The sequence below is a fragment of the Streptomyces sp. NRRL F-5727 genome (assembly GCF_000719555.1).
GTDB lineage: Bacteria > Actinomycetota > Actinomycetes > Streptomycetales > Streptomycetaceae > Streptomyces.
Window position 1 is genome coordinate 206,015 of the sequence record NZ_JOGX01000003.1, and the last position, 25,769, is coordinate 231,783.

29 protein-coding genes, 2 tRNA genes and 1 other RNA gene are annotated in these 25,769 nt (G+C 70.7%); 10 read left to right on the forward strand and 22 right to left on the reverse strand.

The window, feature by feature from the left end; translation table 11 throughout:
• Window positions 1-110: 110 nt before the first annotated feature.
• A complete protein-coding gene (locus IF73_RS0103620; RefSeq protein WP_031003321.1) occupies window positions 111-590 on the forward strand; it encodes an SAM-dependent methyltransferase in 480 nt (159 codons plus the stop codon).
• 70 nt (window positions 591-660) lie between these two features.
• Here the strand turns inward: IF73_RS0103620 and IF73_RS0103625 are convergent.
• From IF73_RS0103625 to IF73_RS0103640, 4 genes are all read right to left on the reverse strand, one after another.
• Window positions 661-745 (reverse strand) — tRNA-Ser (locus IF73_RS0103625).
• A gap of 67 nt (window positions 746-812) precedes the next feature.
• The gene (gene tadA, locus IF73_RS0103630; protein WP_031003322.1) at window positions 813-1,241 is read right to left on the reverse strand and encodes a tRNA adenosine(34) deaminase TadA; all 429 of its coding nucleotides are present in this window, start codon (window positions 1,239-1,241) and stop codon (window positions 813-815) included.
• 47 nt (window positions 1,242-1,288) lie between these two features.
• Window positions 1,289-1,825 (reverse strand): hypothetical protein, encoded by a 537-nt coding sequence (locus IF73_RS0103635; RefSeq protein ID WP_031003323.1) that lies wholly within the window; start codon window positions 1,823-1,825, stop codon window positions 1,289-1,291.
• A gap of 198 nt (window positions 1,826-2,023) precedes the next feature.
• Window positions 2,024-2,242, reverse strand: a complete 219-nt coding sequence (locus IF73_RS0103640) for a hypothetical protein (protein ID WP_031003324.1) — start codon at window positions 2,240-2,242, stop codon at window positions 2,024-2,026.
• A 92-nt stretch (window positions 2,243-2,334) separates the two neighbouring features.
• On the opposite strand from IF73_RS0103640, the gene upp reads away from it, so the two are divergent.
• Window positions 2,335-2,970, forward strand: a complete 636-nt coding sequence (gene upp, locus IF73_RS0103645; RefSeq protein WP_031003326.1) for a uracil phosphoribosyltransferase — start codon at window positions 2,335-2,337, stop codon at window positions 2,968-2,970.
• Window positions 2,971-2,983: 13 nt separating this feature from the next.
• Here the strand turns inward: upp and IF73_RS0103650 are convergent, their stop codons facing one another.
• A complete protein-coding gene (locus tag IF73_RS0103650; RefSeq protein ID WP_037878157.1) occupies window positions 2,984-3,610 on the reverse strand; it encodes a LytR C-terminal domain-containing protein in 627 nt (208 codons plus the stop codon).
• 114 nt (window positions 3,611-3,724) lie between these two features.
• Window positions 3,725-4,021, reverse strand: coding sequence for a type II toxin-antitoxin system VapB family antitoxin (locus tag IF73_RS0103655; RefSeq protein WP_003999914.1), 297 nt, complete (start codon window positions 4,019-4,021; stop codon window positions 3,725-3,727).
• A gap of 96 nt (window positions 4,022-4,117) precedes the next feature.
• On the opposite strand from IF73_RS0103655, the gene IF73_RS0103660 reads away from it, so the two are divergent.
• Window positions 4,118-5,719 carry a helicase HerA-like domain-containing protein gene (locus IF73_RS0103660; protein WP_031003331.1) on the forward strand — a complete coding sequence of 534 codons (1,602 nt, stop codon included), beginning with the start codon at window positions 4,118-4,120 and terminating at the stop codon, window positions 5,717-5,719.
• Between the two features lie 7 nt (window positions 5,720-5,726).
• On the opposite strand, the gene IF73_RS0103665 is transcribed toward IF73_RS0103660, so the two are convergent.
• The 5 genes from IF73_RS0103665 to IF73_RS0103685 all read right to left on the reverse strand — a co-directional run bounded on the left by IF73_RS0103665 (window position 5,727) and on the right by IF73_RS0103685 (window position 10,315).
• Window positions 5,727-7,280 carry a M28 family metallopeptidase gene (locus IF73_RS0103665; RefSeq protein WP_031003332.1) on the reverse strand — a complete coding sequence of 518 codons (1,554 nt, stop codon included), beginning with the start codon at window positions 7,278-7,280 and terminating at the stop codon, window positions 5,727-5,729.
• A gap of 115 nt (window positions 7,281-7,395) precedes the next feature.
• The gene (locus IF73_RS0103670; RefSeq protein WP_031003333.1) at window positions 7,396-8,016 is read right to left on the reverse strand and encodes an HhH-GPD-type base excision DNA repair protein; all 621 of its coding nucleotides are present in this window, start codon (window positions 8,014-8,016) and stop codon (window positions 7,396-7,398) included.
• Between the two features lie 52 nt (window positions 8,017-8,068).
• Window positions 8,069-9,013, reverse strand: a complete 945-nt coding sequence (pip, locus tag IF73_RS0103675; protein WP_031003334.1) for a prolyl aminopeptidase — start codon at window positions 9,011-9,013, stop codon at window positions 8,069-8,071.
• Between the two features lie 10 nt (window positions 9,014-9,023).
• Window positions 9,024-9,596 carry an RBBP9/YdeN family alpha/beta hydrolase gene (locus IF73_RS0103680; protein ID WP_031003335.1) on the reverse strand — a complete coding sequence of 191 codons (573 nt, stop codon included), beginning with the start codon at window positions 9,594-9,596 and terminating at the stop codon, window positions 9,024-9,026.
• Window positions 9,597-9,664: 68 nt separating this feature from the next.
• Entirely contained in the window at window positions 9,665-10,315 is a 651-nt protein-coding gene (locus tag IF73_RS0103685; protein WP_031003336.1) for a TetR/AcrR family transcriptional regulator, read from the reverse strand.
• Between the two features lie 156 nt (window positions 10,316-10,471).
• Between IF73_RS0103685 and wrbA the strand changes: the two genes are divergently transcribed.
• Window positions 10,472-11,080, forward strand: coding sequence for an NAD(P)H:quinone oxidoreductase (gene wrbA / locus IF73_RS0103690; RefSeq protein WP_031003348.1), 609 nt, complete (start codon window positions 10,472-10,474; stop codon window positions 11,078-11,080).
• Window positions 11,081-11,221: 141 nt separating this feature from the next.
• On the opposite strand, the gene IF73_RS0103695 is transcribed toward wrbA, so the two are convergent.
• Together IF73_RS0103695 and IF73_RS0103700 are read right to left on the reverse strand one after the other, a co-directional pair.
• Window positions 11,222-11,509 carry a metal-sensitive transcriptional regulator gene (locus tag IF73_RS0103695; protein WP_031003350.1) on the reverse strand — a complete coding sequence of 96 codons (288 nt, stop codon included), beginning with the start codon at window positions 11,507-11,509 and terminating at the stop codon, window positions 11,222-11,224.
• Between the two features lie 93 nt (window positions 11,510-11,602).
• Window positions 11,603-12,019, reverse strand: a complete 417-nt coding sequence (locus tag IF73_RS0103700) for a YciI family protein (protein WP_031003352.1) — start codon at window positions 12,017-12,019, stop codon at window positions 11,603-11,605.
• Between the two features lie 155 nt (window positions 12,020-12,174).
• On the opposite strand from IF73_RS0103700, the gene IF73_RS0103705 reads away from it, so the two are divergent.
• Entirely contained in the window at window positions 12,175-12,801 is a 627-nt protein-coding gene (locus IF73_RS0103705; RefSeq protein WP_031003354.1) for a MarC family protein, read from the forward strand.
• A 516-nt stretch (window positions 12,802-13,317) separates the two neighbouring features.
• On the opposite strand, the gene IF73_RS0103720 is transcribed toward IF73_RS0103705, so the two are convergent.
• Complete coding sequence (locus IF73_RS0103720; RefSeq protein WP_031003357.1) at window positions 13,318-14,382, reverse strand: aldo/keto reductase; 1,065 nt, start codon at window positions 14,380-14,382, stop codon at window positions 13,318-13,320.
• Between the two features lie 124 nt (window positions 14,383-14,506).
• Window positions 14,507-15,319, reverse strand: a complete 813-nt coding sequence (locus IF73_RS0103725; protein ID WP_420706536.1) for an alpha/beta fold hydrolase — start codon at window positions 15,317-15,319, stop codon at window positions 14,507-14,509.
• Window positions 15,320-15,461: 142 nt separating this feature from the next.
• Between IF73_RS0103725 and IF73_RS0103730 the strand changes: the two genes are divergently transcribed.
• Entirely contained in the window at window positions 15,462-15,935 is a 474-nt protein-coding gene (locus tag IF73_RS0103730) for a carboxymuconolactone decarboxylase family protein (protein ID WP_031003359.1), read from the forward strand.
• A gap of 7 nt (window positions 15,936-15,942) precedes the next feature.
• Here IF73_RS0103730 and IF73_RS0103735 read toward each other — a convergent pair whose 3' ends face one another.
• From IF73_RS0103735 to IF73_RS0103750, 4 genes are all read right to left on the reverse strand, one after another.
• Window positions 15,943-16,161 carry a DUF4287 domain-containing protein gene (locus IF73_RS0103735; RefSeq protein WP_031003360.1) on the reverse strand — a complete coding sequence of 73 codons (219 nt, stop codon included), beginning with the start codon at window positions 16,159-16,161 and terminating at the stop codon, window positions 15,943-15,945.
• A 74-nt stretch (window positions 16,162-16,235) separates the two neighbouring features.
• Window positions 16,236-18,491 (reverse strand): FtsX-like permease family protein, encoded by a 2,256-nt coding sequence (locus tag IF73_RS0103740; protein WP_031003361.1) that lies wholly within the window; start codon window positions 18,489-18,491, stop codon window positions 16,236-16,238.
• Window positions 18,488-19,162, reverse strand: a complete 675-nt coding sequence (locus IF73_RS0103745) for an ABC transporter ATP-binding protein (protein WP_031003362.1) — start codon at window positions 19,160-19,162, stop codon at window positions 18,488-18,490. Before IF73_RS0103745 ends, IF73_RS0103740 begins: the two co-directional genes overlap by 4 nt.
• Before the next feature lie 60 nt (window positions 19,163-19,222).
• Window positions 19,223-19,636 (reverse strand): hypothetical protein, encoded by a 414-nt coding sequence (locus IF73_RS0103750; protein WP_051716502.1) that lies wholly within the window; start codon window positions 19,634-19,636, stop codon window positions 19,223-19,225.
• Window positions 19,637-19,910: 274 nt separating this feature from the next.
• Between IF73_RS0103750 and IF73_RS0103755 the strand changes: the two genes are divergently transcribed.
• From IF73_RS0103755 to IF73_RS39310, 3 genes are all read left to right on the forward strand, one after another.
• Window positions 19,911-20,492 carry a hypothetical protein gene (locus tag IF73_RS0103755; protein ID WP_051716503.1) on the forward strand — a complete coding sequence of 194 codons (582 nt, stop codon included), beginning with the start codon at window positions 19,911-19,913 and terminating at the stop codon, window positions 20,490-20,492.
• Window positions 20,493-21,111: 619 nt separating this feature from the next.
• Window positions 21,112-21,744, forward strand: coding sequence for a hypothetical protein (locus IF73_RS40885; protein ID WP_158821900.1), 633 nt, complete (start codon window positions 21,112-21,114; stop codon window positions 21,742-21,744).
• Window positions 21,745-21,793: 49 nt separating this feature from the next.
• Complete coding sequence (locus tag IF73_RS39310; protein WP_158821902.1) at window positions 21,794-22,966, forward strand: DUF262 domain-containing protein; 1,173 nt, start codon at window positions 21,794-21,796, stop codon at window positions 22,964-22,966.
• A 582-nt stretch (window positions 22,967-23,548) separates the two neighbouring features.
• Here IF73_RS39310 and IF73_RS0103760 read toward each other — a convergent pair.
• From IF73_RS0103760 to IF73_RS0103770, 3 genes are all read right to left on the reverse strand, one after another.
• Window positions 23,549-24,358 (reverse strand): protein phosphatase 2C domain-containing protein, encoded by an 810-nt coding sequence (locus tag IF73_RS0103760; protein WP_031003367.1) that lies wholly within the window; start codon window positions 24,356-24,358, stop codon window positions 23,549-23,551.
• Window position 24,359: 1 nt separating this feature from the next.
• Window positions 24,360-25,241, reverse strand: coding sequence for a sigma-70 family RNA polymerase sigma factor (locus tag IF73_RS0103765; protein WP_158821904.1), 882 nt, complete (start codon window positions 25,239-25,241; stop codon window positions 24,360-24,362).
• 170 nt (window positions 25,242-25,411) lie between these two features.
• Window positions 25,412-25,496 (reverse strand) — tRNA-Ser (locus tag IF73_RS0103770).
• Window positions 25,497-25,604: 108 nt separating this feature from the next.
• On the opposite strand from IF73_RS0103770, the gene ffs reads away from it, so the two are divergent.
• Window positions 25,605-25,703, forward strand: an RNA gene (gene ffs / locus IF73_RS39065) — signal recognition particle sRNA small type.
• Window positions 25,704-25,769: the final 66 nt, after the last annotated feature.

A 25,769-nucleotide genomic window follows, 5' to 3' on the forward strand; every position in this document is an offset into this window, starting at 1 on the left:
TCCCCCCGTCCTCTTCCCCCGCGCCCCCTCCCCGCCGTATGACGCAACGTCACCCACCGTCCGGCGTACGGTGTCCGGTGATCGTCTCCGTCACGCGAAAGGCGCAGCGCATGTCCGAGAGCAGCACGCCCGTGGAGATCGTCTCGGCTCCCGTCGGCCGGGTGGTCGGCGGCCGGGCGGAGGTCCGGGACGACGAGTGGGGCGGGGTGGCGGCGGTGATCCGGCTGGACGACCGCTTCGCGCCGGAGGCCCTGGCCGGCCTGGACTCCTTCTCGCACGTCGAGGTCGTCTACCACTTCGACCGGGTGCCGGCGGAGAAGGTGGAGACCGGCGCGCGGCATCCGCGCGGCAACACCGACTGGCCGCTCGTCGGCATCTTCGCCCAGCGCGGCAAGAACCGCCCCAACCGGCTCGGCGTCTCCCGCTGCCGGCTGCTGCGCGTCGAGGGGCGTGACGTCCACGTGGAGGGCCTGGACGCGGTCGACGGCACGCCCGTGCTCGACATCAAGCCCTACATGGCCGAGTTCGGCCCGCGCGGCGCCACCACCCAGCCGGAGTGGGCCACCGAGATCATGCGCGCCTACTACTGACCCCCGCGCACCGCGTCCGACATGCAGAACGCCCCTCCGGCCAGTTGCCTGGCGGGAGGGGCGTCTTCAGCGGTAGCGGAGGGATTTGAACCCTCGGTGACTTGCGCCACACTCGCTTTCGAGGCGAGCTCCTTCGGCCGCTCGGACACGCTACCGAGAGAGAGCTTAGCCCAAACCGGCCCAGCGAAGAAATCCGTATCCCCGCGCAGGTCACGGCGGGGGTCAGCGGGTCCGGAAGAAGCCGGTGAGCTGCTCGGCGCACTCCTCGCCGAGGACGCCCCGGACGACCTCCGGGCGGTGGTTGAGCCGGCGGTCGCGGACCAGGTCCCAGAGGGAGCCGGCGGCGCCCGCCTTCTCGTCGTCGGCGCCGTAGACGACCCGCTCGACCCGCGACTGGACCAGGGCGCCCGCGCACATCACACAGGGCTCCAGGGTCACCACGAGGGTGCAGCCGGTCAGCCGCCACTCGCCGGTGGCGGCGGCGGCCCGGCGCAGCGCCAGGACCTCCGCGTGGGCCGTCGGATCGCCGGTCGCCTCCCGCTCGTTGTGCCCCCGGGAGAGGACCTCGCCGACGGGGGAGAGCACGACCGCGCCGACCGGTACGTCACCGGCCGGCACGGCCGCGGCCGCCTCGGCGAGGGCGAGGCGCATGGCGTCCCGCCAGAGCTCCGGCACGGGGCCGGGTACCGCGGCCTGCACTAGCGGACGGCCTCCAGGATGTCGGAGGCGCCGATGGCGTCGGCGATCTCCCCCAGGGCGTCGTCGGTCACGGCGAGCAGGGTCCGCTCCGGCATGCCGAGGTCGGCGAGGATCCGGCCCTCGCCGAGCGGACCGGCCGGCGCGATGCCGGCGCTGCCCGCGGCGGCGTCCTCGTCCTCGTCGGCCGCGTGCTCCGGCTCACCGTCCTCGGTGCCGTCCAGGTTCACCAGTTCGTCGAGCTCGCTGTCCGGGTCGTCGTCGCCGAGCAGTTCCGAGGTGAGGATCTCCCCGTACGAGGAGCGGGCCGCGGCCGCCGCGTCGGAGACGTAGACCCGCGGGTCGTCCTCCCCGTCGACGCGGACGATGCCGAACCACGCGTCCTCCTGCTCGATGAAGACGAGGACGGTCTCCCCCTCGTCGGCCGCCGCCTCGCGGGCCAGATCGGCCAGGTCCGCCAGCGTCTCCACGTCGTCGAGCTCCGTATCGCTCGCTTCCCACCCGTCTTCGGTGCGCGCGAGCAGTGCGGCGAAGTACACCTGACTCTCCCACTGATCAGAGGTGTGATGATCCGGCGGCGCGCTCCTGAGCCCCGCCCAATCGGCATCGTGACAGAAACGACGGCCTCAGGAGAGGTCTTCGGCTCTTGCGTCGTGCATCAGTCTGAACCACACCGCGTTCGGGTGGGCGTGCGACCCCGGCGCACGGAGGGAGCGCGTCGGCCGTGGCCGGGGCCCTCACCAACGGAAGGTGCGCATGCGCATGGCCTGTCTCATCCGGGCCGCCCGGGCGCGCCGCGGCTGCACCCGGTCGCGCAGCGCCTTGGCCTCGCCGAGCTCGCGGAGGAACTGGGCGCGGCGCCTGCGGCGCTCCGCGTCGGTCTCCGGCTGTGTCTCCGGCTCCCGGGGCTCCGTGTCGCCCCGGACCTGGCCGGATGTGTTCTGCGGGTCGGGCATCGGCCACACCACCCCATCGCTGGGTCCCTGTGCGTCCACCTTGCCGCAGCGGTGTGGGTCGGTGCCAGTGCGCGGCGGGCTACTGTTGGGTCATGCGTCTCCACGTCGTCGATCACCCGCTGGTCGCCCACAAGCTCACCACCCTGCGCGACAAGCGCACGGACTCCCCGACCTTCCGCCGGCTCGCCGACGAGCTGGTCACCCTGCTCGCCTACGAGGCGACCCGGGACGTGCGGACCGAGCAGGTCGACATCGAGACCCCCGTCACGCCGACGACCGGCGTGAAGCTGTCGTACCCGCGTCCGCTGGTCGTCCCGATCCTGCGCGCCGGGCTCGGCATGCTGGACGGCATGGTGCGGCTGCTCCCGACGGCCGAGGTCGGCTTCCTGGGCATGATCCGGAACGAGGAGACGCTGGAGGCGTCGACCTACGCCACCCGGATGCCGGAGGACCTCTCGGGCCGCCAGGTGTACGTGCTCGACCCGATGCTGGCGACCGGCGGCACGCTGGTCGCGGCGATCCAGGAGCTGATCCGGCGCGGCGCGGACGACGTGACGGCCGTGGTGCTCCTCGCCGCCCCGGAGGGCGTCGAGGTCATGGAGCGCGAGCTGGCGGGCACGCCGGTGACGGTCGTGACGGCCTCGGTCGACGAGCGGCTCAACGAGCACGGCTACATCGTCCCGGGCCTGGGCGACGCCGGCGACCGCATGTACGGCGCCGCCGAGTAGCTCCCGGAAGGGGTCAGCAGCGGGCCGGCGCGGGCTTGGGCTTGTTCAGGGCCGCCAGCGCCGCGTCCGCCGTCGCCTTGGGCGACAGGGTCTTGAACGCCGTACCGATGATCAGGTCGACGTCCGCCGTGGTGCGGGCGTCGACCTTCGTCGTGGTGCCCGCGAGCTGGGTGCCGAGGACGGCGAAGGCGCCCTTGGCGGCGGCGGGGGCGCCGAGCAGCAGCCCGGAGCCCTTCACCTTCTTGTCGTAGGCGGCGGGCGCGTTGCCGATCTTGCCGATGACGAAGCCGCGCTTCTTGAGCTCGTCGGCGGTGGTCTTGGCGAGTCCGCTGCGCGGGGTCGCGTTGTAGACGTTGACCGTGACCTGGGCGGGCTTCGGCGGCTTGGCGGCGGCGGCGCTGGGGGTGGGCGCGGGCTTGCAGTCGGTCTGCCGGCCGGCGGTGGTCTTCTTCGTCCCGTCGTCGCCGGTGAAGACGTCGACGAGCTGGAGCGTGCCCCAGCCGGCCGCGCCGAGCACGACCACGGCGGCGGCGGAGGCCAGGACGATCCTGCGCCGGCGGTGGGGTCGGCGCATGCGCGGGTAGACATCCCCCGTGATGCGGTACTTTCCGCCCATGCCGGGGGGAGTGAGCATGCTCATGGGCGCAGCGTAATGCCGCCCGTGCGCGATGCCTACTTGATGATCATGTGATCGCGGCCGGATGGGCGCGAACTGCCCCCGAAAGGATCAGCGCGCGAGGTCCCGGCGGTGGGGTCAGTCCAGTTCCAGCACGCGGGCGTGGAGCACCTGGCGCTGCTGGAGGGCCGCGCGGACGGCGCGGTGCAGTCCGTCCTCGAGGTACAGGTCGCCCTGCCACTTCACGACGTGCGCGAAGAGGTCGCCGTAGAAGGTGGAGTCCTCGGCGAGCAGGGTCTCCAGGTCCAGCTGGCCCTTGGTGGTGACGAGCTGGTCGAGGCGGACCGGGCGCGGGGCGACGTCCGCCCACTGCCGGGTGCTTTCCCGGCCGTGGTCGGGATACGGCCGGCCGTTTCCGATGCGCTTGAAGATCACACGGAAAGCCTACCGGGCGAGCGGCTCCCGGCGCAGCCACGCGGAACCGATGGGATGCTGGTGCAGACCGTGACATAAGCGACATTGGGGTGCCGCATGGCCGAGACGGAGCAGCAGCCGACGACCCCGGAGCCGCCGGTGTCCGCGCCCGCGCTCCCCGGCCCGGTCGCGGAGATCGCCGCCGGGTACGCCTTCGGGGGAGAAGCCCTCGATCTGGGGGCGGCGCTCTGGGACGGCGTCTGTCACCCGGACGCGCCGGTACGGATCCCGCTGGCCGTCCTCAACCGGCACGGGCTCGTCGCGGGCGCCACCGGCACCGGCAAGACCAAGACCCTCCAGCTGATCGCCGAACAGCTCTCCGCCCACGGCGTCCCGGTCTTCCTCGCCGACGTCAAGGGCGACGTCTCCGGCCTCTCCGCCCCCGGCGAGGACGGCGGGAAGGTGCGGGAGCGGGCCGCGCAGACCGGCCAGGAGTGGACCCCCACCGGCTTCCCCTGCGCGTTCTACGGCCTCGGCGGCACCGGCCCCGGCATCCCCGTCCGCGCCACGGTCACCAGCTTCGGCCCGGTGCTGCTCTCCAGGGTGCTCCAGCTGAACCGGACCCAGGAGCAGTCGCTCGGCCTGATCTTCCACTACGCCGACGCCAAGGGCCTGGAGCTGGTGGACCTGAAGGACCTGCGGGCGGTGGTCGCCTTCCTCGTCTCGGACGTCGGCAAGCCCGAACTGAAGGGGATCGGCGGTCTGTCCACGGCGACCGCCGGGGTGATCCTGCGCGCCCTGACCGCCTTCGAGCAGCAGGGCGCGGCCGGCTTCTTCGGGGAGCCCGAGTTCGACACCGCGGAGTTCCTGCGGACCGCCGAGGACGGGCGGGGGATCGTCTCGGTCCTGGAGCTGCCGGCGGTGCGGGAGCGGCCGCAGCTCTTCTCGACCTTCCTGATGTGGCTGCTCGCGGACCTCTTCCACGACCTGCCGGAGGTCGGCGACCCGGAGAAGCCGAAGCTGGTCTTCTTCTTCGACGAGGCCCACCTCCTCTTCACGGGGGCCTCGAAGGCGTTCCTGGAGTCGATCACGCAGACGGTCCGGCTGATCCGCTCCAAGGGCGTCGGCGTCTTCTTCGTGACCCAGACCCCGAAGGACGTGCCCGCGGACGTCCTCGCCCAGCTCGGCAGCCGGGTCCAGCACGCGCTGCGCGCCTTCACCCCGGACGACGCCAAGGCCCTGAAGGCGACGGTGCGGACCTTCCCGGAGTCGGCGTACGACCTGGCGGAGGTGCTGACCACGCTCGGCACGGGCGAGGCGGTGGTCACCGTACTGGGCGAGCGGGGAGCGCCGACCCCGGTGGCGGCGACCCGGCTGCGGGCGCCTGAGTCGCTGATGGGGCCGGTCGACGCGGCCGCGCTGGACGCGGCGGTCGAGGGCTCGCCGCTGTACGGGCGGTACGCGCGGGCGGTGGACCGGGAGTCGGCGTACGAGCGGCTGTCCGCGGACGAGGAGGCCCGGGCGGCGGAGGCGGTCCGGGCGGCGGAGGCGAAGGCGGCCGGGAGAACGACCCGGGCGAGGGCCCCCGAAGAGGAGCCCTCGCTCGTCGAACAGGTCGTCGGCAGCGGGATGTTCACGTCCCTCGCCCGGTCGATCGGCACCCAGCTGGGCCGGGAGATCGGCCGCTCGATCTTCGGGACGGCCCGCCGCCGCAGGTGACCGGGGTCTACTCGGTGACCTCGTGGTGGTCGTCGTGCAGGCCGCCGCCGCTGCCCGCGTCGCCCTCGGTCGGGACCGAGACGACCGGCTTGCGCAGCGAGGAGATGTCGTGGGCGTAGGTGCCGACGGCGTTGGCGATGACGTCGATGTTGGCGTCGAAGGCCGTCATGTTGACGTTGTCGATGTCGTCGCCGGCCGCGTGGTAGTTCACGTCGTACGCGACCCCGGCCTCACCGCCGAACTTGGCGGCCTGTTCGGCGGTCTTGATGCCCTCGGCGCCGGTGAACGTGCCGCCGGAGGGGATGCCGACCTCGATGAACGGGCCGTAGTCGGAGCGGCCGGTGAAGTCGGTGCCCTCGTGCGGGAGCCCCTGCTTGTCCATGAAGTCGGTGATGTCGCGCTCCAGCTGGGCGGAGCCCTCGGGGCCGGCGCCCGCGCCGACGTTGTCCGAGTTGTCGCCGTCGTACACGAACAGGCCGTAGTTCGGCGAGGCGATCATGTCGAAGTTGAGGTAGAGCTTGATCTCCTTCTTGTCGAGCTCCGTCAGGTTGGCGACGTAGTGCTCGGAGCCGAGGAGGCCGTTCTCCTCCGCGGACCACCAGGCGAAGCGGACCTTGTTGCGGACCTTGGCCTTCGACTCGGCGAGCTCCAGGGCGGTCTGCAGGAGGCCGGCGGAGCCGGAGCCGTTGTCGTTGATGCCGGGGCCGGCGGTGACGGAGTCGAGGTGCGAGCCGAGCATCACGGTGTTGGCGGCGTTGCCGCCCCGGGTCTCCGCGATGACGTTGTTGGTGGAACGCTTCTCCTGGAGCTGGCGGATCTCGAAGGAGAGGTTCACCGGCCCCTTGGCGAGGTCCGCGGCCAGCTTCTCGCCCTCGGCGAGGCTGATGCCACCGGTCGGGACCGCCCCGTTGGCCGGGTCGCTCAGGGTGCCGGAGAGCGCGCCCGCGACGTTGTTGTAGACGATCGCGCCGGCCGCGCCGGCCGCCCCCGCGTTCTGCTGCTTGATCGCGAAGCTGCAGCCGCCGCGCTTGATCAGGGCGATCTTCCCGGTGAAGGCGCCGGCGGCGAAGTCGCCCGGCTCGCATCCGGTGGTGCCGTCGGCGTCCACGGGGACGGCCGCCAGCTCGGCGGTGATGCCGCCGACCGGGGTGGACTTGGTGTAGGTCATCGCCTTGATGTCGAGGGCGCGGGGCGCGGCGCCGAGGACGGACGCCTTCTCGGCGAGCGTCTCGGTGTAGATGAAGTCGAACTTCTCGTACGAGACGTCGTATCCGGCCTTCTTGAGCTGCGTGTAGACGTACGCGGCCGAGGCGTCGTGGCCGAGGGTGCCGGCCGCGCGGTTGCCGCCGGCCGAGTCGGCTATCGCCTGGAACTTCTGCAGGTGCTTGAAGGCGTCCTGGCCGGTGGTCTCCCGGACCAGCTTCTTCGCCAGCTTCGCCGCGTCCCGGGCGGGCGCGGCGGCGGGGTCCTTGACGGCGGTGGCCGGCGAGGCGAGGACCAGGGGGGCGGCGAGGGCCGCCGCGGCGAGGATGGCCGCGGCGCGACGCTGCGATGCGTTCACAGAAGTCCTTCCCGAGGGGGACGAGGTTGAGGGGAAGTTAGCCACCTTGAGGGCCTTCTGTGAACACGTTCGGCACAATTCCTGTCACGTCGAACAGGATTGACATCTGGAATTCTCAGTTCCCGGACGGTTTGCGGTCCTTGGCGGGTTTCGCCGCTTTCGCTGCTCTGGCGGCGGCCTTCATCTCCTGCTTGTGGGCGCGGACCTTGGCGAGCGATTCCGGGCCGGTGATGTCGGCGGCCGAGCGGTGGGCGCCCTCCTCGCCGTACGGGCCCGCCGCCTCCCGCCAGCCCTCGGGGTGGACGCCGTACTGCTTGCCGAGGAGGGCGAGGAAGATCTGCGCCTTCTGCTTCCCGAAGCCGGGCAGGTCCTGGAGCCGGGCGAGCAGCTCCTTGCCGGTGGCGGCGGTCCGCCAGACGGCCTCGGCGTCGCCGTCGTACTCCTCGACGAGGTACCCGCACAGCTGCTGGATCCGCTGGGCCATCGACCCCGGGTAGCGGTGCACGGCCGGCTTCTCGGAGAGCAGCGCGGCGAACGCCTCGGGGTCCGCCGCGGCGATCTCGTGCGCGTCCAGGTCCTCCCGCCCCAGGCGGACGGCGATCGTGTGCGGGCCGGAGAAGGCCCATTCCATCGGGACCTGCTGGTCGAGCAGCATGCCGACGAGCGCGGCGAGCGGGGACCGGCCGAGGAGCGCGTCGGCGTCGGGCTGCTGGGCGAGGTGGATCTCGGGGCTCATGTTCCGATGATCCCGCCGGGCGGCCGGGGCCGCCCGGCGGGATCACCCGGGCTCACGTGTCCGCGAAGCGCTCCAGGGCCTCGACGACCAGCCGTCGGCTCTCGCCCCCGCCGAGGTGACCGGCCTGTTCCACCACGTGGAGCTCGGCGTCCGGCCAGGCCCGGGCGAGCTCCCAGGCGGTGACGAGCGGCCCGCCCATGTCCGCCCGCCCGTGCACCAGCACGCCGGGGATGCCGGCCAGCCGGTGCGCGTCCCTGATCAGGGCGCCCTCCTCCAGGAAGGCGCCGTGGGCGAAGTAGTGGGAGCAGATCCGGACGAAGCCGAGCCGGGCGTCGTCGACCCGGTCGGTGTACGGGGTCCCCATGCCCTCCCCGGACAGGACGGCGTCCTCCCAGGCGCACCAGTCGGCCGCCGCCTTCTCCCGGACGGCCCGGTCGGGGTGGTTCATCCGGGCCGCGTAGGCCCCCACCAGGTCCTCCGCGTGGTCCACCCCGGCCCGGAACCGCTCGTGCGCCTCGGGGAAGTAACGGGCGACGCCCTCGTACAGCCAGGCCGTCTCGGAGCGGCGGGTGGTGGTGACGGCGGTGATGACGATCTCGCTGACCCGCTCGGGGTGCGCCTCCGCGTACGCCAGGATCAGCGTCGAGCCCCAGGAGCCGCCGTACAGCAGCCAGCGGTCGATGCCCAGGTGGACGCGGAGCCGCTCCATGTCGGCCACCAGGTGGGCGGTGGTGTTCACGGAGAGGTCGGCGGCCGGGTCGCTCGCGTGCGGGAGCGAGCGCCCGCAGCCGCGCTGGTCGAACTGGACGACCCGGTACTTCTCCGGGTCGAACAGCCGGGGCGCGGTCGGGGAGGACCCGGAGCCCGGCCCGCCGTGCACGACGAGCGCGGGCTTGCCCGCCGGATTGCCGTGGACCTCGTAGTGGACGCGGTTGCCGTCGCCGACGTCGAGCAGACCGGAGGCGTACGGGGCCGGGGGCGGGGTCTCGGATCGCATCCGGCCGACGTTACTCGGTGCCGGTGATCCGGGTCTCCGGGTTTTCGCACCAGCGCAGCACGGCCGGCCAGGGGCCGAGCCCGCTGTCGGGGGTGAGGTGGCCGCCGCCCGGCACCAGGTCGGTGTCGAGGCCGAGGGGGGTGCCGTAGTGACGGCCGGCGCCCTCGGGGCAGTACGCGTCGCCGTCCCCGTACACGAGCCGGGCCCGTACGCCCTCCTCGGCGAGGTCGAGGCCGTCGGCGAAGGCGGCGATCTCCGGGATGCCGGCGGTGACGCCGGGGGAGGGCGGGGCGACGAGCAGCACCCGGTCGGCGTCGGGCCGGCGCGCGCCCGCCCGCAGCCAGAGCAGCACGGCGAGGCTGTGCGCGAGGACGACGAACTCGCCCTCGGCCGGGCGCTTGCCGTGCTCCTCCAGGGCGTCCAGCCAGTCGTCCAGGACGGGCGCGTCCGCCTCGGGCAGCTGCGGGTAGCGGACCTCGTGGCCCCGGGCGCGCAGCTCGCCGGCGAGCCAGTGCTGCCAGTGGCCGACGGGCCGGTGGTTCTGGAAGCCGTGCAGGATGAGGAAGGTCTTCGGTGCGGTCATGGGCCGCATCGTGGAGTGCGGCCGGGGCCGGGGTCCAGGGCGTTTCGAGGGGCGGACGGCCCGCCCGCTCAGGCCCGGAGGGTCAGCAGCTCCCGTACGCCCGCCTTGATCCGGTCCGCCGGGAGCGCCTGCTCCACCGCGAGGTGGTGCAGCAGGTCCGGCGCGAACGGCGCGAGGACGAGATGGGCGAGCAGGGCGGCGTCGGCGTCGGGCCGCAGCCGGGAGACCAGCATCGCCGCGTGCGTGTGCATGACCTGGTAGGCGCCGCTGTGGTAGCGGGCGCGGGGCGCGGCGGAGTGCGCGGCGAGCAGGATGGCGCGCTGCTCGGCGACCCGGTCGACCAGCGCGTCGAGGAAGGCGTCGAGCCGTTCCTCGGCGGGGGCGCCGGGCCCGAGCGGCGGCGGACCGCTCATGTACGCCTCCTGGAACCGGCGCTCGCGGTCGTCCAGGAGCGCCCACAGCAGCTGCGAGACGTCGCCGAAGCGGCGGTAGACGGTGCCGACGCCGATGCCGCTGGCGTGGGCGACCTGGTTCATGGTGACCGCGTCGGGGCCCTTCTCGGCGACGATCCGGCCGGCGGCGTCGAGGATCTTGCGCCGGTTGCGGGCGGCGTCGGCGCGCTCGGGGGCGGGCGCCGGGCCGGTGCCGGGCGCGGTCGGGAGCACGGTGAGCAGCGGTGCGGACCCGTCGCCGGTCCCCGGTGTCCTCGTGCTGCTCATCGGCCTGCCCTGCCCTTCGTCGCGCCCCCGCCCGTCGGTGTCCTGTCCTTCGAGCATACCCGCCTCCCTTGCCATCCGGATTGCTATCCGCTTAAGGTGTGTCCAGTTAACCGGATATCAATCCACCTGAGTGTCGTACGCAGCGAGGAGCCCGTCATGTCCGTGAAGGTCGCCGTCGTCTACTACTCGTCCACCGGCGCCGTCCACCAGCTCGCCCAGGCCGTCGCCGAGGGCGCGGAGAAGGCCGGTGCCGAGGTGCGCCTCCGCCGCGTCCCCGAGCTGGCCCCGGACGCCGCGATCGACGCCAACCCGGCCTGGCGGGCCCACGTCGACGCCACCACCGACGTCGAGGTCGCCGCCCTCGACGACCTGGAGTGGGCGGACGCGTACGCGCTCGGCTCGCCGACCCGCTTCGGCAACGTGGCGGCCCAGCTCAAGCAGTTCGTCGACACCACCGGCGGCCTGTGGCAGCGCGGCGTCATGGCGGACAAGCCCGCCACCGCCTTCACCAGCGCCCACAACGTCCACGGCGGCAACGAGTCCACGCTGCTCGCCCTCTACAACACCTTCCACCACTGGGGCTCGGTCATCGTCTCCCCCGGCTTCACCGACCCGGCCGTCTACGCGGCCGGCGGCAACCCGTACGGCACCGCGCACCCCGGCGCCAACGGCGCCCCCGCCGAGAACGTCCTGGCCGCCGCCCGCTACCAGGGCACCCGCCTCGCCACGATCGCCAAGCGCCTGAAGGGCCTCGCGGTCGACTGACCCCCCGTACGACACGAAGCACGACACGAAGCACCCCCGGCGGAGAGATTCCACCGGGGGTGCTTTTCTGCTCGTCCTGCGTCCTGCGTCCTGCGTCCTGCGTCCTGCGTTTTGCGTCCTCGTCCTGCGTCCGCGTACGCCTCAGGCCAGCGACAGGAACAGCTTCTCCAGCCGCGCCCGCATCCGGTCCGGGTCCTCGCCGTCCCGCTTCCCGTTCTCCATCTCGGCCAGACACTGCTGGAGCCCCGTCGCGATGATCGCGAACCCGGCCCGGTCCAGCGCCCGCGAGGCGGCGGCCAGCTGGGTCACGACCTCCTCGCAGTCGCGCCCCTCCTCGATCATCCGGATCACGCCAGAGATCTGGCCCTGCGCCCGGCGCAGCCGGTTCAGCACGGCCTTGAGCTCCGCGCCCGCGAGATCGAGTTCCACAACCACTCCTCCAGCACCGACCCCGCGGGGTCATCACCTCCCCGGATCCGGGGGGCCTACGACCACCAAGGATGACACCTGCCCGGCCGCACCTCAGTCCAGCGACGGACCCGTCTCGTCGATCCGGCGGATCACCACCGGGTACTCCGGGGCTCCCGGCGGCTGGGGGCAGCGGGCCACGCGGGCGGCGATCTCCGTGACGCGGTCCAGGGACGCGCACTCCAGCACCCAGTAGCCGGCCAGGACCTCCGTGGTCGCCGCGTACGGGCCGTCCGTCACCACCGGGCGGCCGTCGGCGTCCACCGTCACGAACCGGGTCTCGCCCGGGTCGGCCAGGCCCTGCCCGTCGAGCATCTCGCCGCTCTCGGTCAGCTCCTCGTTGAGCGTGTTCATGAAGTCGAACATCGCGGTCAGGGACTCCTGGTCCCAGGCCGGGCTCTGCGCCGAGCCGCGCCCGGACATCGCCTCGTAGTCGGCGTGCGAGCCCTGCACCATCACCAGGTACTTCATGGCGTCTCCGTGTCGTGTGTGGGGGTGGGGGGAGGGGGATGCGATGGATTCCCCCGTATCGAAGGTGGGGCGGGGCCGGCCCCGGGATCTCGACACCGCGCGGGCGGAATCGTGAAATACGTCACGAATCACCCGAACAACCCATGATGTCCGCCATGGAAACCTTCACCTTCGCCGGCGCCTTCATCACCTTCTTCTCCGTCGTCGGCCCGCCGAAGGTGCTCCTCGCCTTCGGCGGCCTCGCCCAGGTCCACCCCGTCCGGCAGCTCCGCACGATCGCCCTCGCCTCCTCCGGCGCGGCGGTCCTCGTCGGCATGGTCACCGGCGGCACGGCCCCCTGGCTGCTCGAGCTCTTCCACATCAGCACCCCCGCGCTCCAGCTCGCCGGCGGCGTCATCTTCTTCATCTACGCCGTCGGGCTCGTCCTCGGCGTGCACCTCGGCTCTGACGGCCCGCACGACGACGCCCCCGACGTCCGCAGGGGCGTCACCGAACTCCTCATGCCGTACATCGTCAGCCCCCTCGCGATGACCGCCCTGCTCATCGAGGCCGCCGACCGCTCCTCGTTCAGCTGGCGCTCGACGGTGGTCGGGGCGTACGTGGCGGTCGTCGCGCTCGACCTGATCTGCGTCCTGCTGCTCGCCCCGATCCTGCGCCGCACCCACCACGCCACCATCGAACTCCTCGGCAGGCTCCTCGGGCTGCTGCTCGCGGCGGTCGGCGTGGACCTGCTCCTCGACGGCCTCTCCGACCTGGGCGTCCCCGGCCTCACCAAGCGCTAGTCCCGGGCCGGGCGCTCACGCGCCCAGGAAGCCGGTCACTGTCCGCACGGGCGCACGGGCGCACGGCCGCACGGGCGCACGGCCGCAGGGGGCGCACGGCCGCAGGGCCGCAGGGGCGTCGAGGCGCTGATCCCCGACATGCCGCCGACGCCGGGCACTCCGCGGCCCCCGCCGCCGCACCCCGGCCCGTGCCGCGAGGAGGTCGCCCAGCTCGCGGGCATGTCGGCCGACTCCTGCATCCGCCTGGAACTGGCCCGCGGCCCGCAGCCCTCGCCGCCGATGCTCGCCGCCCGCGCCGCGCCCGCGCCCTCCGCCTGGACGCCGACGAGCGCGCCCACCTCCACCGGCCGGCCGGCCGACCACCACCCGCCGGCGACCACGTCGCCCCCGGCCTGGTGCACCTCCTGGACCAGCTCCCCAGGGCCACCCCGCCGCCGGGCACCGACACGGTCGACCGGCCGGCCCCGCTCGCGGTGGCCGGCGCCGACCGGCTCACCCCCTGAGGACGCCCCGCCCTCAGGCGTCGGACGCGGCCCGCTCGCCCAACGGCCGCCGCCGCAGCGCCGGTTCGACCAGCGCCGGCGGCCGCCAGACGCCGTCGGCCCGGTAGAGGTCGGTCCCGGGCGGCACGATCGCGTCGATCCGGTCGAGCACCTCGTCGTCGAGGACGAGCGGAGCGCCCTTCAGCAGCCCGTCCAGCTGCTCCATGGTCCGCGGCCCGAGGATCACCGAGGTCACCGCCGGGTGCGCGGCGACGAAGGCGACCGCGAGCTCGGGCAGCGAGCACCCGATCTCCTCGGCGAGCAGGGCCAGTTCCTCCACGGCGTCGAGCTTCGCCACGTTCTCCGGCAGGGCCGGGTCGAAGCGGTGCGGCGTGATCGCCGCCCGGCCGCGCGAGAGGTCGACCGCCCGCCCCTTCCGGTACGCCCCCGAGAGATAGCCGGAGGCGAGCGGCGCCCAGGTCAGCACACCCATCCCGTACCGCTGCGCGACCGGCAGGACCGCGGTCTCCACCCCGCGCGCGAGCAGCGAGTACGGCGGCTGCTCGGTCCGGAACCGGCGCAGCCCGCGCCGCTCGGCGACCGCGTGCGCCTCGACGATCCGCTCGGCGGGGAAGGTCGAGCAGCCGAAGGCCCGGATCTTCCCCTGGGAGACGAGGTCGCCGAGGGTGTCCAGGGTCTCCTCGATGTCGGTCCGGTGATCCGGCCGGTGGACCTGGTACAGGTCGATCCGGTCGGTCCCGAGCCGCGCCAGACTGTCCTCCACGGCCCGGACGATCCACCGCCGGGACAGTCCGCCCCGCGCGGGCCCGTCCCCGCCGACGGGGAAGTACACCTTGCTGGCGAGCACGGTCTCGTCCCGGCGGCGCGGCTCGCGCAGCGCCTTCCCGACGATCTCCTCGGACTCGCCCGCCGAGTACATGTCGGCGGTGTCGACGAAGTTGACGCCCCGGTCGAGGGCGGAGTGGATGATCCGTACGGCGTCCTGGTGGTCGGCGTTCCCGACCGACCCGAACATCATGGTGCCGAGGCAGTAGGTGCTGACTTCGATCCCGGTCCCGCCGAGTACCCGATAGCGCATGCCCGGCACCCTAGGACGTGGAGCGGACTCCAACGCAAGCCCGCGAGACGTCTTTCTCCACGTACGCGCCCCCCATCCCCCGCGTGACCTCCCCGCGTGACCTCCCCGCGTGACCTCCCCCGCGTCACCTCTCCCGCGTCGTCTCCCGCAGGAACGGCGCCACGACCCCGTGCAGCTCCTCCGGCCGCTCCAGATGGAGGTCGTGTCCGGCGCCCGGGAAGGAGACCCCGCGCAGCCCCGGCTGCCGCCGGACCATCCCGTCCCACTGCCCGTCGCCGATGATCCCGTGCTGCCCGAGGACGGCGAGGAGCGGCACGTCGATCGCCTCCCACTCCTCCCACCAGGCGCGGAAGGCGTTCTCGGCGAGGGAGTGCGCCAGCGTGGCGGCGTCGAACCGCGGCCACCATCCCCCGTCCCGCTCCTCCAGGCCCGCCGCCCACCCCTCGCCGACCGGCCCGCCGCCGAAGTGCGCGACGGCCGCGGCCCGGTCCGCGAACGGCACCGGCCACCCGCTCAGCCACCCGACGACCTGTGCCACGTCCTCGGGCGAGGACGCGTCGGGCCCGGCCTCGACGAGTACGGCCCCGGCGATCCGGGGATGCCGCCGTGCGGCGGCGAGCAGCGCGGCGACCCCGCCGTACGACTGCCCGACGAGCACGAACGGCCGCCCGGGCTCCGCCTCGACGACCGCGAGCACGTCCTCGACGTACGCGGCCCGGGAGACGTCCCGCGGCTTCCGCTCGCTCGCCCCGTGCCCCCGCTGGTCGAGCGCGAGCACCCGGTACCCGTCGGCGCTCAGCGGCCGGGCGAGCCCGTCCCACTCTCCGCAGTGCCCGGCGAGCCCGTGCAGCAGCAGCACACCGGGCCCGTCCCCGCCCCAGTCGCGCAGCGACAGCGCCGTCCCGTCCCGCTCGAACTCCCGAGTGACCCAGCTCACACCCATCTCCGCCCCCGTCCTGTCACACACCCCGTCGCGGCTCCGTCAGTCCCATGAAAGCCAAGAACGAACGCACGAACCACACGGACACCGAACACCCCCCACCGAACACCCCACACCGAACACCCTCAGGGAGAACCGGATGAATCCCCGCCTCAACCTCTTCGCCAGCCCCGTCGCCGGCAAGGTCGTCAAGCACCTCGCCTCGGCCGGCTTCGCGATCCCGGACGCCGTGCTCCCGCACAGCACCCAGGAGCTGGTGAAGATCCGCGCGAGCCAGCTCAACGGCTGCGGCTTCTGCCTCGACATGCACACCAAGGACGCCGCCGCGGCCGGCGAGACCGCCCTGCGCCTGAACCTGGTCGCCGCCTGGCGCGAGGCCACGGTCTACACGGACGCCGAGCGCGCGGCCCTCGAACTGACCGAGCAGGGCACCCGCCTCGCGGACCACCACACCGGCGTCACCGACGCCGCCTGGGAGAACGCGGCGAAGCACTACGACGAGGAGCAGCTCGCCGCGCTGGTCTCGCTCATCGCGATCATCAACGCCTTCAACCGCATCAACGTCATGACCCAGATGCCGGCCGGCGACTACGTCCCGGGCCAGTTCTCCTGACCCCTGACTAACCCTCCATCCGGCCGTCCTCGGCCCGGACGGCCGCCACGAGCGCGTTGGCATGCCCGTGCCCGAGCCCGTACTCGCCCTTCAGCCATCCGACGAGCTCCATGTGCCGGGTGAGCGGCGAGGAGCGGATCATCTCGAACCACTCGGACACGGGCCGCCCGTACTTCGCCTCGATGGAGGGGAAGTAGCTGGCGGGACCCTTGGGGGTGCTGGACACGGTGACCTCCGACAGTCGGTACGACAAGGGAGACGCCCTGTCTCCCCCCGTACAGACCCCGCCCACGCCCGAAACTAATCTCTCCGGATGTGCTCGGGATCCACATGCCGCCGCACCATCGGTACGGAGGCGACCCCGGCGACGACGAGCACCCCCACCGCGCTCCCGACGAGCAGCGGCAACCCGGCCCAGTCCCAGTGCACGGCCCCGCCCCCGGTGATCAGATAACTGGACTCGGCCAGCCACCCCGCGACGACGGCCCCACCCAGCCCCACCCCCAACGGCACCACGACCTGCACCACCTGCACCACCCGCAAGGTCCCACCCCGCGCCCCCAACAACCCCAAGGCAGCCACCTGCCCCCGCCGCTCCAAGGCCCGATCCGCCACCGAAACCACGAACGCGGCCACCCCGACGACGAGGCCGAGCACCATGCCGACGACCAGCAGGCTCCGGACGACGGTGAGCTGCGCCAGCGCGTCGATGACGATCCCCACCGCGTCCACCTCGACGGTCGGTGCCACGGTCCCGATCCCGTCGAGCACGGCCCGCACGGTCCCCGCGTCGGCCCCCGAGACCAGCGTCAGCGTCCCCGCCCCTGCGGCGAGTCCGGCCGGTGCCATCGAAGGAGGCACGAGCACGCTGTGGGGCTGGAGGACGGAAGGCTGGTACGCAAGCATCTCCGTGCTGCCCTCCGGCACGGTGACGACGGACTTCCGTCCGTCCCGGAGCGCGAAGGGGAAGCGGTCCCCGGGCTTCGGGTCGTACTCGGACGGCGGGTTGCCGTCCCCCAGTCGCACGACCCGGTCGTCGACGCAGCCCCGCACCGAGACCGCGAACGCGGCGACCTGCTCACACGTGCCGACGACCACGTCGAGCCCGGTGCTGTACGGAGCGTCCGGCGCGCTCCACGAGCTGTACGAGGCCAGATAGGCCCGTACGCCGGGCAGCCGCGCCAGTTCCCGCTGCTGCGCCGCGCTGAGCCCGCTCAGCGGGAGCTGGTACTCCTGCACCGGTGCCGTACGCCGGCTCACCTGGTCCAGTTCGATGAGCACGCCCTGCGTGAGCGACGCCCCGAACACCAGCAGGACGAGCCCGGTGACCACCCGGAGCGAGGAGCCCGGATCCACTTCCGTACGCCGCATCGCCAGCGTCAGCGGAAGGGACCTGGGGACTCCGGCGAGACGCCGGGCGAGCCAGGCCGTGACGGGCGGCAGCCCGAGGACGAGCCCGACGCCGGTCAGCAGCACGGCACCGGGAACGAGCGTGGAACTGGCGGATCCGCCGGACGGGTCCCGCCCCATCACGCTCATCACGCAGTAACCGCAGATCACGCCCAGCCCCGGAACCAGCAGCAGCGCCCCCCATGTCCGCGGCGGCCTGCGCTCCGCCGTCCGGCGCACGGCGATCGGCGAGAGCGCGGCCCGCCGGGCGCTGAACAGCCCGACGACCCAGGCCAGCGCGGGGCATCCCACCAGACACACCGCCACGGTCGACCACTCGGGACGCCCGTCCGCCGGATACCACCGCAGCCCCGGCAGGCCGATCCGCGCCGCGATCTCGTTGACGCCGAGATAGCCGACGAGTCCGAGCACCGCCCCGAGGCCCGCCGCCGCGACGGTCTCCCCGGCGTTGACCCGCACGGTGTCTTTGATGCTGAGACCTACCAACCGCAGCGCCGCCAGCCGTCGTGCGCGGGACTCCCCGGAGAGACGCGCGCAGACCGACAGGAAGATGCCGAGGGGGAGGAGCACGATGCACCCGAGGGTGAAGCGGAGGATGTCCAGCGTCTCCGGGTCGATGACCTCGTCGTGGAGCCTTCCGCCCCCGAAACGGGCGAGCGCCTGTGGCTCGGTCAGCTTGTCGGGGGTGGTGCCGACGTAGGCGTAGAGCTCGTCCGGGCCGCCGAGACCTTCGGATCCGATGGTGGCCGTCACCCGGCCGGGGACGAGACCCGAGACACCGGGGTGCGCCGTGAGGATGTTCCGCAGCGCCGGCGACACGACGGCCTCGCCCGGCCCGGGGAGCGCGGCGACGCCCGGGGGAGGCGGAACCGAACCCGGTCCGGTGCGGGCGAGGAAGACCCGCCGGAGCGGCCTCGACCCATACGGATCGAGGAACTTCTGGAAGGCGACGGCACCGCGCTCGGCGGGAACGGGCTGCCGCGCCGTGGTCCGGGTGTCGTGGGCCGAGAGGATCGTGGGGATGGTCAGGACCGCCGCGAGGCAGGCCACCCCCAGCCCGGAGCCGAAGGCCATCAGCAGGAAGCGGAGGCGCCCCCGGCGCCCGCTGCCCCACAGCAGGCGCAGCCCGAGCAGGAAGGGGTTCACACGGCCACCCGCTGGGTGAGCACGCCGTCCACCATCGCGTACTGGGAGTCGGCGCGGGCGGCGACATCCGGGTCATGGGTGACGATGACCACCGCGGTGTCTTGGTCCCTCGCGAGGCGCAGGAACTCCTCCAGGACCGCCGAGGCGTTGGCACTGTCGAGTGCCCCGGTCGGCTCGTCCGCGAAGACCACGTCCGGCTGGTGCACGAGCGCCCGCGCGACGGCGATCCGCTGGCGCTGTCCGCCGGACAGTTTCGAGGCCCTGCGGCGGAGCAGGTCGCCCAGGCCCAGCCGGCCCAGGACGCGTGCCGCCGCCGCGTGGGCCCGGTCCTTGGCGACGCCCGCCAGGCGCAGGGGCAGAGCGGCGTTCTCCTCGACGGTCAGCTCGTCGAGCAGCTCCCCGTACTGGAAGACGAACCCGATGCGCTCCCGGCGTAAGGCGCTCAACTCGACGTCGGGAAGGGACGACAGCTCGACGCCGTCGAACGTCACCGTCCCGCGCGCCGGCGGCAGTACGCCGGCGAGGCAGTACAGAAGAGACGACTTGCCGGAGCCGCTGCTCCCCATGATGGCGGCGACCTCGCCGCGCGCGAGCACGAAATCGGCGTTGTCGACCGCCTGTTGCTCGCCGTAGAAGAAGTCCACGCCCTCAGCGCGGAGGATGACGTCCATGATGCCGGGCTCTCTGAAAACGGGGGAGCCGCTGAGCGCGGCTCCCCCGGTCGGTCAAGGTCAGCGGTGGAACTCTCGAAGCTTCGAGCAGTTGTCCGGCCGCAGTGAGCCACGGTCCCGGCACGCCTGGATCCGCGCCTGACCGGTCTCGAGCATCGCGCCGTCGAAGAAGACGTGGTCGACGTGGACCGTCTTCTTCTGGACGCCCTTGACCCGGGTCCAGCCGTAGGCTTCGACCCTCGCGCGGAGGTAGACGTTGTGCCCGTCGCCGGGGTCGGAGTCCTTCAGGTTCCCGTCGACGTGGAACCCGCCGTGGTGTACGAACCTGGGTTCCCACTTGTAGGAGCCCTTGAAGAAGACGCCCGAAGAGCGCATCTGCAGGCCCTTCCACGAGTCCGCCACCGCCACCCCCGCCCCACCGAAGAACAGCCCCGCGGCGACCGCCGCCGTGAGCGACTTCCTCAACTTCCCCATGAGTTGCCCCTGTTTGCTTGAAGAGCCGACTGGTCGTGACAGAAAGTAGCGCCTCCGCTGCAGGGTGTGTGCCGCAGGAACGTGCCTCCGTCCGATCACCGCCCGATCCGGTGAACGGAACGTCGAAAAAGCATCTCGTCGGAGACGCCGTCGGCGCCACGAAAGGCCAGGTCAGGCCGGTTCCGCAGGCGAGGGGCGGGCCTCGGCGGGCCCGTAGGAGTGATCACCGGTGCGCCTGCGTGAAGTGATCCACACCGCCCCCAAGGATGCGCGCATGCGCATCGACCTCACTCCCCGTCACGCCCCCCGCCGCACGCTCCGCCGTGCCCTCGTCCCCCTCGCCGCCTCCCTCGCCCTCCTCGGCACGGGCGCCGCCTCCGTCGCCTCGGCGGCCGAGGCGTGCGGGTCCGTGATCACCGCGCCGCTGGAGCGGCCCGTCACCGCGGACGACCCCTGTCCGAGCACCGACCCGGTGGTGTGCCGGATCCGGGTGATGCCGATGGACGAGAAGGTGGAGGCCCAGCGGACCCGGATGCGGTACCACGGGCTCCTGGAGGACATGCGCAGCACCGAGGCCCGCATGCGCGAGGCGGGCGCGAGCGACGAGGAGATCGCCCGGGAGATGGTCGACATGCGGAACCAGGCCAAGGCGATCACCCGCGCGGGGATGACCGAGGAGGAGGTACGCGTCCTGGAGGCCCGGAACCAGGAGAAGTACGGCAACCCCCTCGGCCCCACCGCCGACCAGCTCCACGCCAAGTACGGCTCCTGGCCGAAGGTCGTCGACGCCTCCATGCGCACCAGCTACGCGGTCGACCGCGAACTGAGCCTGGAGTACCGCCCCTGCCCCGTGTGATCCAGCTCTCCCGGCCCCGGCCACGCTGTCAGGCCGGCGGAACGTCGAAGGGCCCCACCGCGAACGGTGGGGCCCTTCGACAACGTGCCCGGTGAGGCACTGGCGGAGGATACGAGATTCGAACTCGTGAGGGGTTGCCCCCAACACGCTTTCCAACTATCCGCCCCATCGTTCATGAACGTCTGTAGGCGTCCACGCGGTCGTTTAAGTGGGCGGGCGGACAGCCACGGACATTCACGTCCTCCGGCGTACTGGACAAAGATCAGGACAACGTGTCGCCCCAGCGGTATCCGCCACGTCCCCTCGGCTAGGGACGTGGACTCCTGCTCCGTAGCTCTAGAGCTCTAGCGGGGATCGGTCAGCGGGGGTCATACCGGCTGCTCTGGTGTACCGGGGAGGGGCTATAGGACAGGTGCGGTTGCTGCGGTTGCGGTACTGCGGACGGCCGCAGCGTCTGCAGCGAGGCAGCCCAGCTCACATATGGAACAAAAATGCATAACCAGTAAATATAAGACAATATAGCCTTTATTTACCTTATGAATCGTTTCGAGCACGCCACAGGTGTGCAAGATCTGCCGACTCGGGAGACATCGGCGCCGATGACTGCCAGAATTAGCTTGTGGTTATCGAAGCAGAGAGATCCAACGACTCAAGCCGGGTCGACGGCGCGCTAATTCAGCGAGAGTTGAGATCACTCTCTCCCGAGGAGTTCGTCAATCACTATGTCATCGACCGTGTGCCATGGATATTCAAAAGCCGCCGCCAATACGTCGAGTGGAAAATCGAACTGGGGCGCGATCTTGACGTGGATCCGTTTTCAATCGTTATAGTCGGAAGCGCATGCGTGGGTGTCAGCCTTTCGCCCAAGAAGAACTTCTCCCATTTTCATAGGGGGTCCGACATCGACGTTGCCATTATCAGCCCCCGCCACTTCGACGAGAGTTGGAGGTGGCTCAGAACGTTGACCCCATCGGAGAGCCTAGCTCTAACCAGGCTCGAAAAGAGCACGTTTAAATGGCATCATAAGAATTTGGTTTTCGATGGCACGATTGCCACGGATCAAATCTTGCCAAAAGTTCCATTCGGCGCCCAGTGGACGTCTGCACTCGCGAGAGCCTCCCTAAAAGAGCCCACCGAAGGGCGGGACGTAAAAGCGCGCATCTATAGAGACTTTGAATCTCTGCGTTATTACCAGGTCAAGTGCGTGCGAGACCTGAAATTCGACCTGACAATGCCAGACGGCGAAGATTGAGCACACAGCAAAACCTGGAAGTGTCCATGTTGACTCGGGGAGAAGTACGTTGAGCTACGAAACGCCAGCCAATCAGCGCTTTGCGGAAGCCACGCATCAAACGATCGCATGGTTCTGGAAGAGGCTCGGAGCGGGAGAGTTGGAGCTAAGCCCGCCGTTTCAGAGGAATCCCGTCTGGCAGGTCTCTCAAAAATCCTATCTTATTGATACGATTCTTCGCGGCTACCCCGTTCCTGAGCTTTACCTCCAGAGTTCCACTACTGCCGAAGGCGATGAAGTACACACCGTTGTAGATGGGCAGCAACGGATTCGCGCATGCATGGAATTCGTGGATGGGTCTTACGCGCTCACCGAAGATGCCGGCAACTACGCCGGTCTAGCTTTTTCAGACCTGGGCGATGATCTGAAAAGGAGAATTTGGCAATACCGCTTCGTTGTCAGGTCTCTTCCCGTTATGGAAGAAGACGAGATTCGAGACATTTTCGGGCGCCTCAATAGAAATAACGTAGCACTAAACGGCCAGGAGTTGCGCCAGGCGACCTACTGGGGCGAATTCATCACGTGCGTCAATAAGCTCAGTCAGGATGAGTTCTGGGTCGCTTCTAAACTGTTCACGGCAAACGACTTCCGTAGAATGCTGGACATCGAATACGTCGGCGAACTTGTCGTTGCCGCCCTGTTCGGTCCTCAAAACAAAAAGGCGAGCCTGGATAAGTTCTACAGCGCCTTCGAAACTGACTTCCCGGATCGAGCGAAGGCAGAAGATATCTTCGCCAAGGTCATCGGAGAGTTGGCGCAAATTCTTGAGTGGCCGAACAAGCTGCGATGGTCCAAGAAAGTCGACTTCTACTCGCTATTCCTTGCGCTTTCGTCGCATGCAGACGAACTACCTCTAAGCTCTGCTGATAGGGCCGACTTCCGTACGAAGCTCACTGAGTTCTCGGAGTCCGTGAATCAGCTGGTGCGGCTTCCAGTAGGTGTGTCAGCTGATCCGTCAGTGAGTCTGGCCGCCAGGATTTACGAAAGCGGGGTCCGGAATTCCAGCGACCTTGCAAGTCGGCGCAAAAGAGTTATGGCGCTTCAGAGCGTGCTATGGGGGCCCGAACTGACCGATGAGCTAGAAGAAGGCGAGGATAGTCCGGTCTCTCAGCTTGCGACGATTGAAGATCTCTATGCTTCGGCAGCCAGTAGAGACGGAGAAGACGACTCGCTCTCGGATTAGATTCCCGGAGAGAGCCCTATATTCCCCTAAAACACTCGGGGTCACTTCGTCGAGCCATAATAGGTAAGTTATAGAGATCAGCTCCCACTTGTCCAGCTCCCATCCCGTCTGCCGTCGGCCCACACACCGCGTCTGCTCGGCTCTGCCTGGGGCGACGGCATACGGGATGGGAGCCACCACTCCACACTCCACCGGCTGGCACCCGCGTATGGGTCCCCGCCATCCCGGAGCCTGAGCGCCCCCGCCGGAGGCATCGTCCTGAGCCGCACTCGCATACCACCTCGGCCGCTTCGTGGTTCGTTGCCCATCAACCCGAGCTGTCAGGCGTGCGGCTGGCGGCCGGGCTGGAGCGGGGCGGAGACAGGAGTGCAGGCCCGGGCGACGGGCCGCGCGCGCCGCGCCGTGCGCGGCGGGATGCCTTGACGGAGTAGGGAAGGTTCTACCGCGTCTCGCCTTGCCGGTTTTCAAGACCGCCCGGCGGACAGCGCCCGGACGCCATCTGGCCTGCATCTTTTCTGGGGAAGCGCCGCCGTACCGAGATCCTGGCCCGCACATGGCCCATGAGCCCCCTGGAACAGCCCTCTACGGACGGACGTAAAGCACGGTCGCATCGTCGTGTGGCTTGCCTCGTGGCCACCGCATCAGGGAGGCATCGCTTCGTTCCGCGTCACGCACTCGCTCGACCAGCCCTTTTGGGCCCTGCACTTCGAGGATGTCGAAGCACCCCTTCCAGTCGGTCAGAGCGAAGGGGGTTACGAGTCGCGCGGCCCCGTCCGTCATCAGGGCGGCTCGGGTGACATCACTACGGGAGCAGGACCCGTGTAGGGCCTCCTCGGCGGCCCGAGGTTCCGCCGCCGCCACCCAATAGCCACCCGGGCGGTTCCGGAGTACTCGCTCCGCCCGTACGAGCTCGGCATGGAGCTGGAGATGTTCGGCAGACCCCGGCACGGCGGCCTCCATGGCGGACCTCTCGCCCTGGGCGACGCAGGCCAGACGATCGTCCGAGATCGCCTCCACGGTGTGCCCGCGTTCAAGAACGAGGGTGCAGTCCCCCAGCACCAGCCACTCCACGATGTCCCCCCGCGCGCGGAGCACTGCGAGGGTCGCCGACGGCGAGAGCGGGTCGTCCACCGCGCAGGTGTCGCGGTGGGCCCCCGCCGTCTGCTCGATGGCTGAGGCCAGGGCGTCCCCGAGGCTCGAACCCCGGCTCGCCTGCGCATGTAGCGCCGTACCCAGGGTCCTGGCGAACCAGGCAACGCCGTGAACGCACGGCGGGTTCATCGTGCTGGGCATGCCGGCGCCGTCGAGGAGCACGACCACCTGGTCGTCCCAGGCCGAGAAGTCCTCGTTCTCCCGGCCTGGGCAACCGTTGCTGAAAGCCTCGACGCGCATTTCAGGCGGCCTCGTGGAGCAGCACGCCGCTGGCGGATCGGCTCTCCGTCACCGTCTTGTCCTCTGGCGTGTAGTCGCAGGCCACGACCATGGAGAACGGCGAGGTGCCAGCCTCCTCGTAGAGGGAAGCGAGGTTCTCCGACAGGTAGTGGGCCACCCCCAGCGAACCCACGGCGTGCACTCCGGCGATCAGGAGGAACGTTCCTTGCCCATCCGGCCGGGGGAGCCTGCCCAAGTAGGCCACGTCCGCTGGCGTGGCGTTCTGCGGGTCGTCGCTCGGCGACGCGTAGACCTTGCCGCTCTCTCGCTCAACGAGGGCCCACCGCCCGTCCGGCAGCGTCTCGAACGCCAGCCGGGGGTCCTGGCCGAACACGGCCGCCACGGCGTCGGAGCTCTTCGGCCCGCAGACGACGACGAGGTCATCCCGGTTGAGATCGATCTCCCCCGAAACCGGGATGTACTGGAGCTCTCCGTCGAGCTGAAGGCTCTGGGCAACTGCCAGCATCCGCTGCCCCGTCGAGCTGTCCTCGACCGCCACGTACTCCCGCTCACCGGGGCGCGTCGGCACAGCCACCTGCACGTACTGGGTCCCCAGGAAAGCACGCTCGGGGGGCGGGCCGGCATCCCGGAGCTGGGCGACATGCGCACGGCTCACGCCCATGAGTTTGGCGACGTCAGCCATGGAGTGACCGTTTTTGCGCAGCCACGCGATGCTCTCTTTGCGCATGCGTGAGGTCTCGATGACGGCGGCCTGCAGCTCCGTCATGAGGTCAACCGCGGCTTTGACGCGCAGGGCGTGGTCCTGCATCGCCGAGACTCGCCGGACTTCCTCGATCAATGTCCCTGCCTCACGTATCGCCTCGGAGAAGTACTCACAGGACACATGCCGGACGCCATGCTGAAGGACGTGGCCCGGAAGATCGCGGAAGCCATCTGGGGACCTTCGGAAAAGTCCCCTACGGACAAAGATCAGAACAACGAGGTCTGACGCCAACGACGAAGGGCCCCGCTGGTGATCAGCGGGGCCCTTCGTATCGCCTGTTCAGGCGGCTGCGGAGGATACGAGATTCGAACTCGTGAGGGGTTGCCCCCAACACGCTTTCCAAGCGTGCGCCCTAGGCCTCTAGGCGAATCCTCCGTGGAGAACATTACATGACCGCGGAGGGTGCTCGCGAACGTCGTCCGGGGCGGCCGGACGCAGGTGGGGGAGGGGGTCTGACGGGGGGCTCGGATCGGGTAGGCTGGGCGGAGCCCCTCACGCGGCGCTATCTGACTGAACTCCCCCAGGGCCGGAAGGCAGCAAGGGTAGGTCGGCTCTGGCGGGTGCGTGGGGGGCGCTTGCGTTTCCGGAGACCGGAGACCGGAGACCGGAGACCGGGGAGCGGGGAGCGGGGAGCGGGGAGCGGGGAGC

Excerpts from the sequence above, each read along its gene's own strand:
- IF73_RS0103670 (WP_031003333.1), bottom strand. The coding sequence starts at position 8,016 with ATGAGCCCCGAGATCCACCTCGCCCAGCAGCCCGACGCCGACGCGCTC.
- IF73_RS0103720 (WP_031003357.1), bottom strand. The coding sequence starts at position 14,382 with ATGCGCTATCGGGTACTCGGCGGGACCGGGATCGAAGTCAGCACCTAC.
- pip (WP_031003334.1), bottom strand. The coding sequence starts at position 9,013 with ATGCGATCCGAGACCCCGCCCCCGGCCCCGTACGCCTCCGGTCTGCTC.
- IF73_RS0103660 (WP_031003331.1), top strand. The coding sequence starts at position 4,118 with ATGGCCGAGACGGAGCAGCAGCCGACGACCCCGGAGCCGCCGGTGTCC.
- IF73_RS0103705 (WP_031003354.1), top strand. The coding sequence starts at position 12,175 with ATGGAAACCTTCACCTTCGCCGGCGCCTTCATCACCTTCTTCTCCGTC.
- IF73_RS0103680 (WP_031003335.1), bottom strand. The coding sequence starts at position 9,596 with ATGACCGCACCGAAGACCTTCCTCATCCTGCACGGCTTCCAGAACCAC.
- IF73_RS0103685 (WP_031003336.1), bottom strand. The coding sequence starts at position 10,315 with ATGAGCAGCACGAGGACACCGGGGACCGGCGACGGGTCCGCACCGCTG.
- upp (WP_031003326.1), top strand. The coding sequence starts at position 2,335 with ATGCGTCTCCACGTCGTCGATCACCCGCTGGTCGCCCACAAGCTCACC.
- IF73_RS0103620 (WP_031003321.1), top strand. The coding sequence starts at position 111 with ATGTCCGAGAGCAGCACGCCCGTGGAGATCGTCTCGGCTCCCGTCGGC.
- wrbA (WP_031003348.1), top strand. The coding sequence starts at position 10,472 with ATGTCCGTGAAGGTCGCCGTCGTCTACTACTCGTCCACCGGCGCCGTC.
- IF73_RS0103745 (WP_031003362.1), bottom strand. The coding sequence starts at position 19,162 with ATGGACGTCATCCTCCGCGCTGAGGGCGTGGACTTCTTCTACGGCGAG.
- IF73_RS0103750 (WP_051716502.1), bottom strand. The coding sequence starts at position 19,636 with ATGGGGAAGTTGAGGAAGTCGCTCACGGCGGCGGTCGCCGCGGGGCTG.
- tadA (WP_031003322.1), bottom strand. The coding sequence starts at position 1,241 with ATGCGCCTCGCCCTCGCCGAGGCGGCCGCGGCCGTGCCGGCCGGTGAC.
- IF73_RS0103700 (WP_031003352.1), bottom strand. The coding sequence starts at position 12,019 with ATGAAGTACCTGGTGATGGTGCAGGGCTCGCACGCCGACTACGAGGCG.
- IF73_RS0103760 (WP_031003367.1), bottom strand. The coding sequence starts at position 24,358 with ATGCGCGTCGAGGCTTTCAGCAACGGTTGCCCAGGCCGGGAGAACGAG.
- IF73_RS0103650 (WP_037878157.1), bottom strand. The coding sequence starts at position 3,610 with ATGAGCATGCTCACTCCCCCCGGCATGGGCGGAAAGTACCGCATCACG.
- IF73_RS0103640 (WP_031003324.1), bottom strand. The coding sequence starts at position 2,242 with ATGCCCGACCCGCAGAACACATCCGGCCAGGTCCGGGGCGACACGGAG.
- IF73_RS0103755 (WP_051716503.1), top strand. The coding sequence starts at position 19,911 with ATGCGCATCGACCTCACTCCCCGTCACGCCCCCCGCCGCACGCTCCGC.
- IF73_RS0103730 (WP_031003359.1), top strand. The coding sequence starts at position 15,462 with ATGAATCCCCGCCTCAACCTCTTCGCCAGCCCCGTCGCCGGCAAGGTC.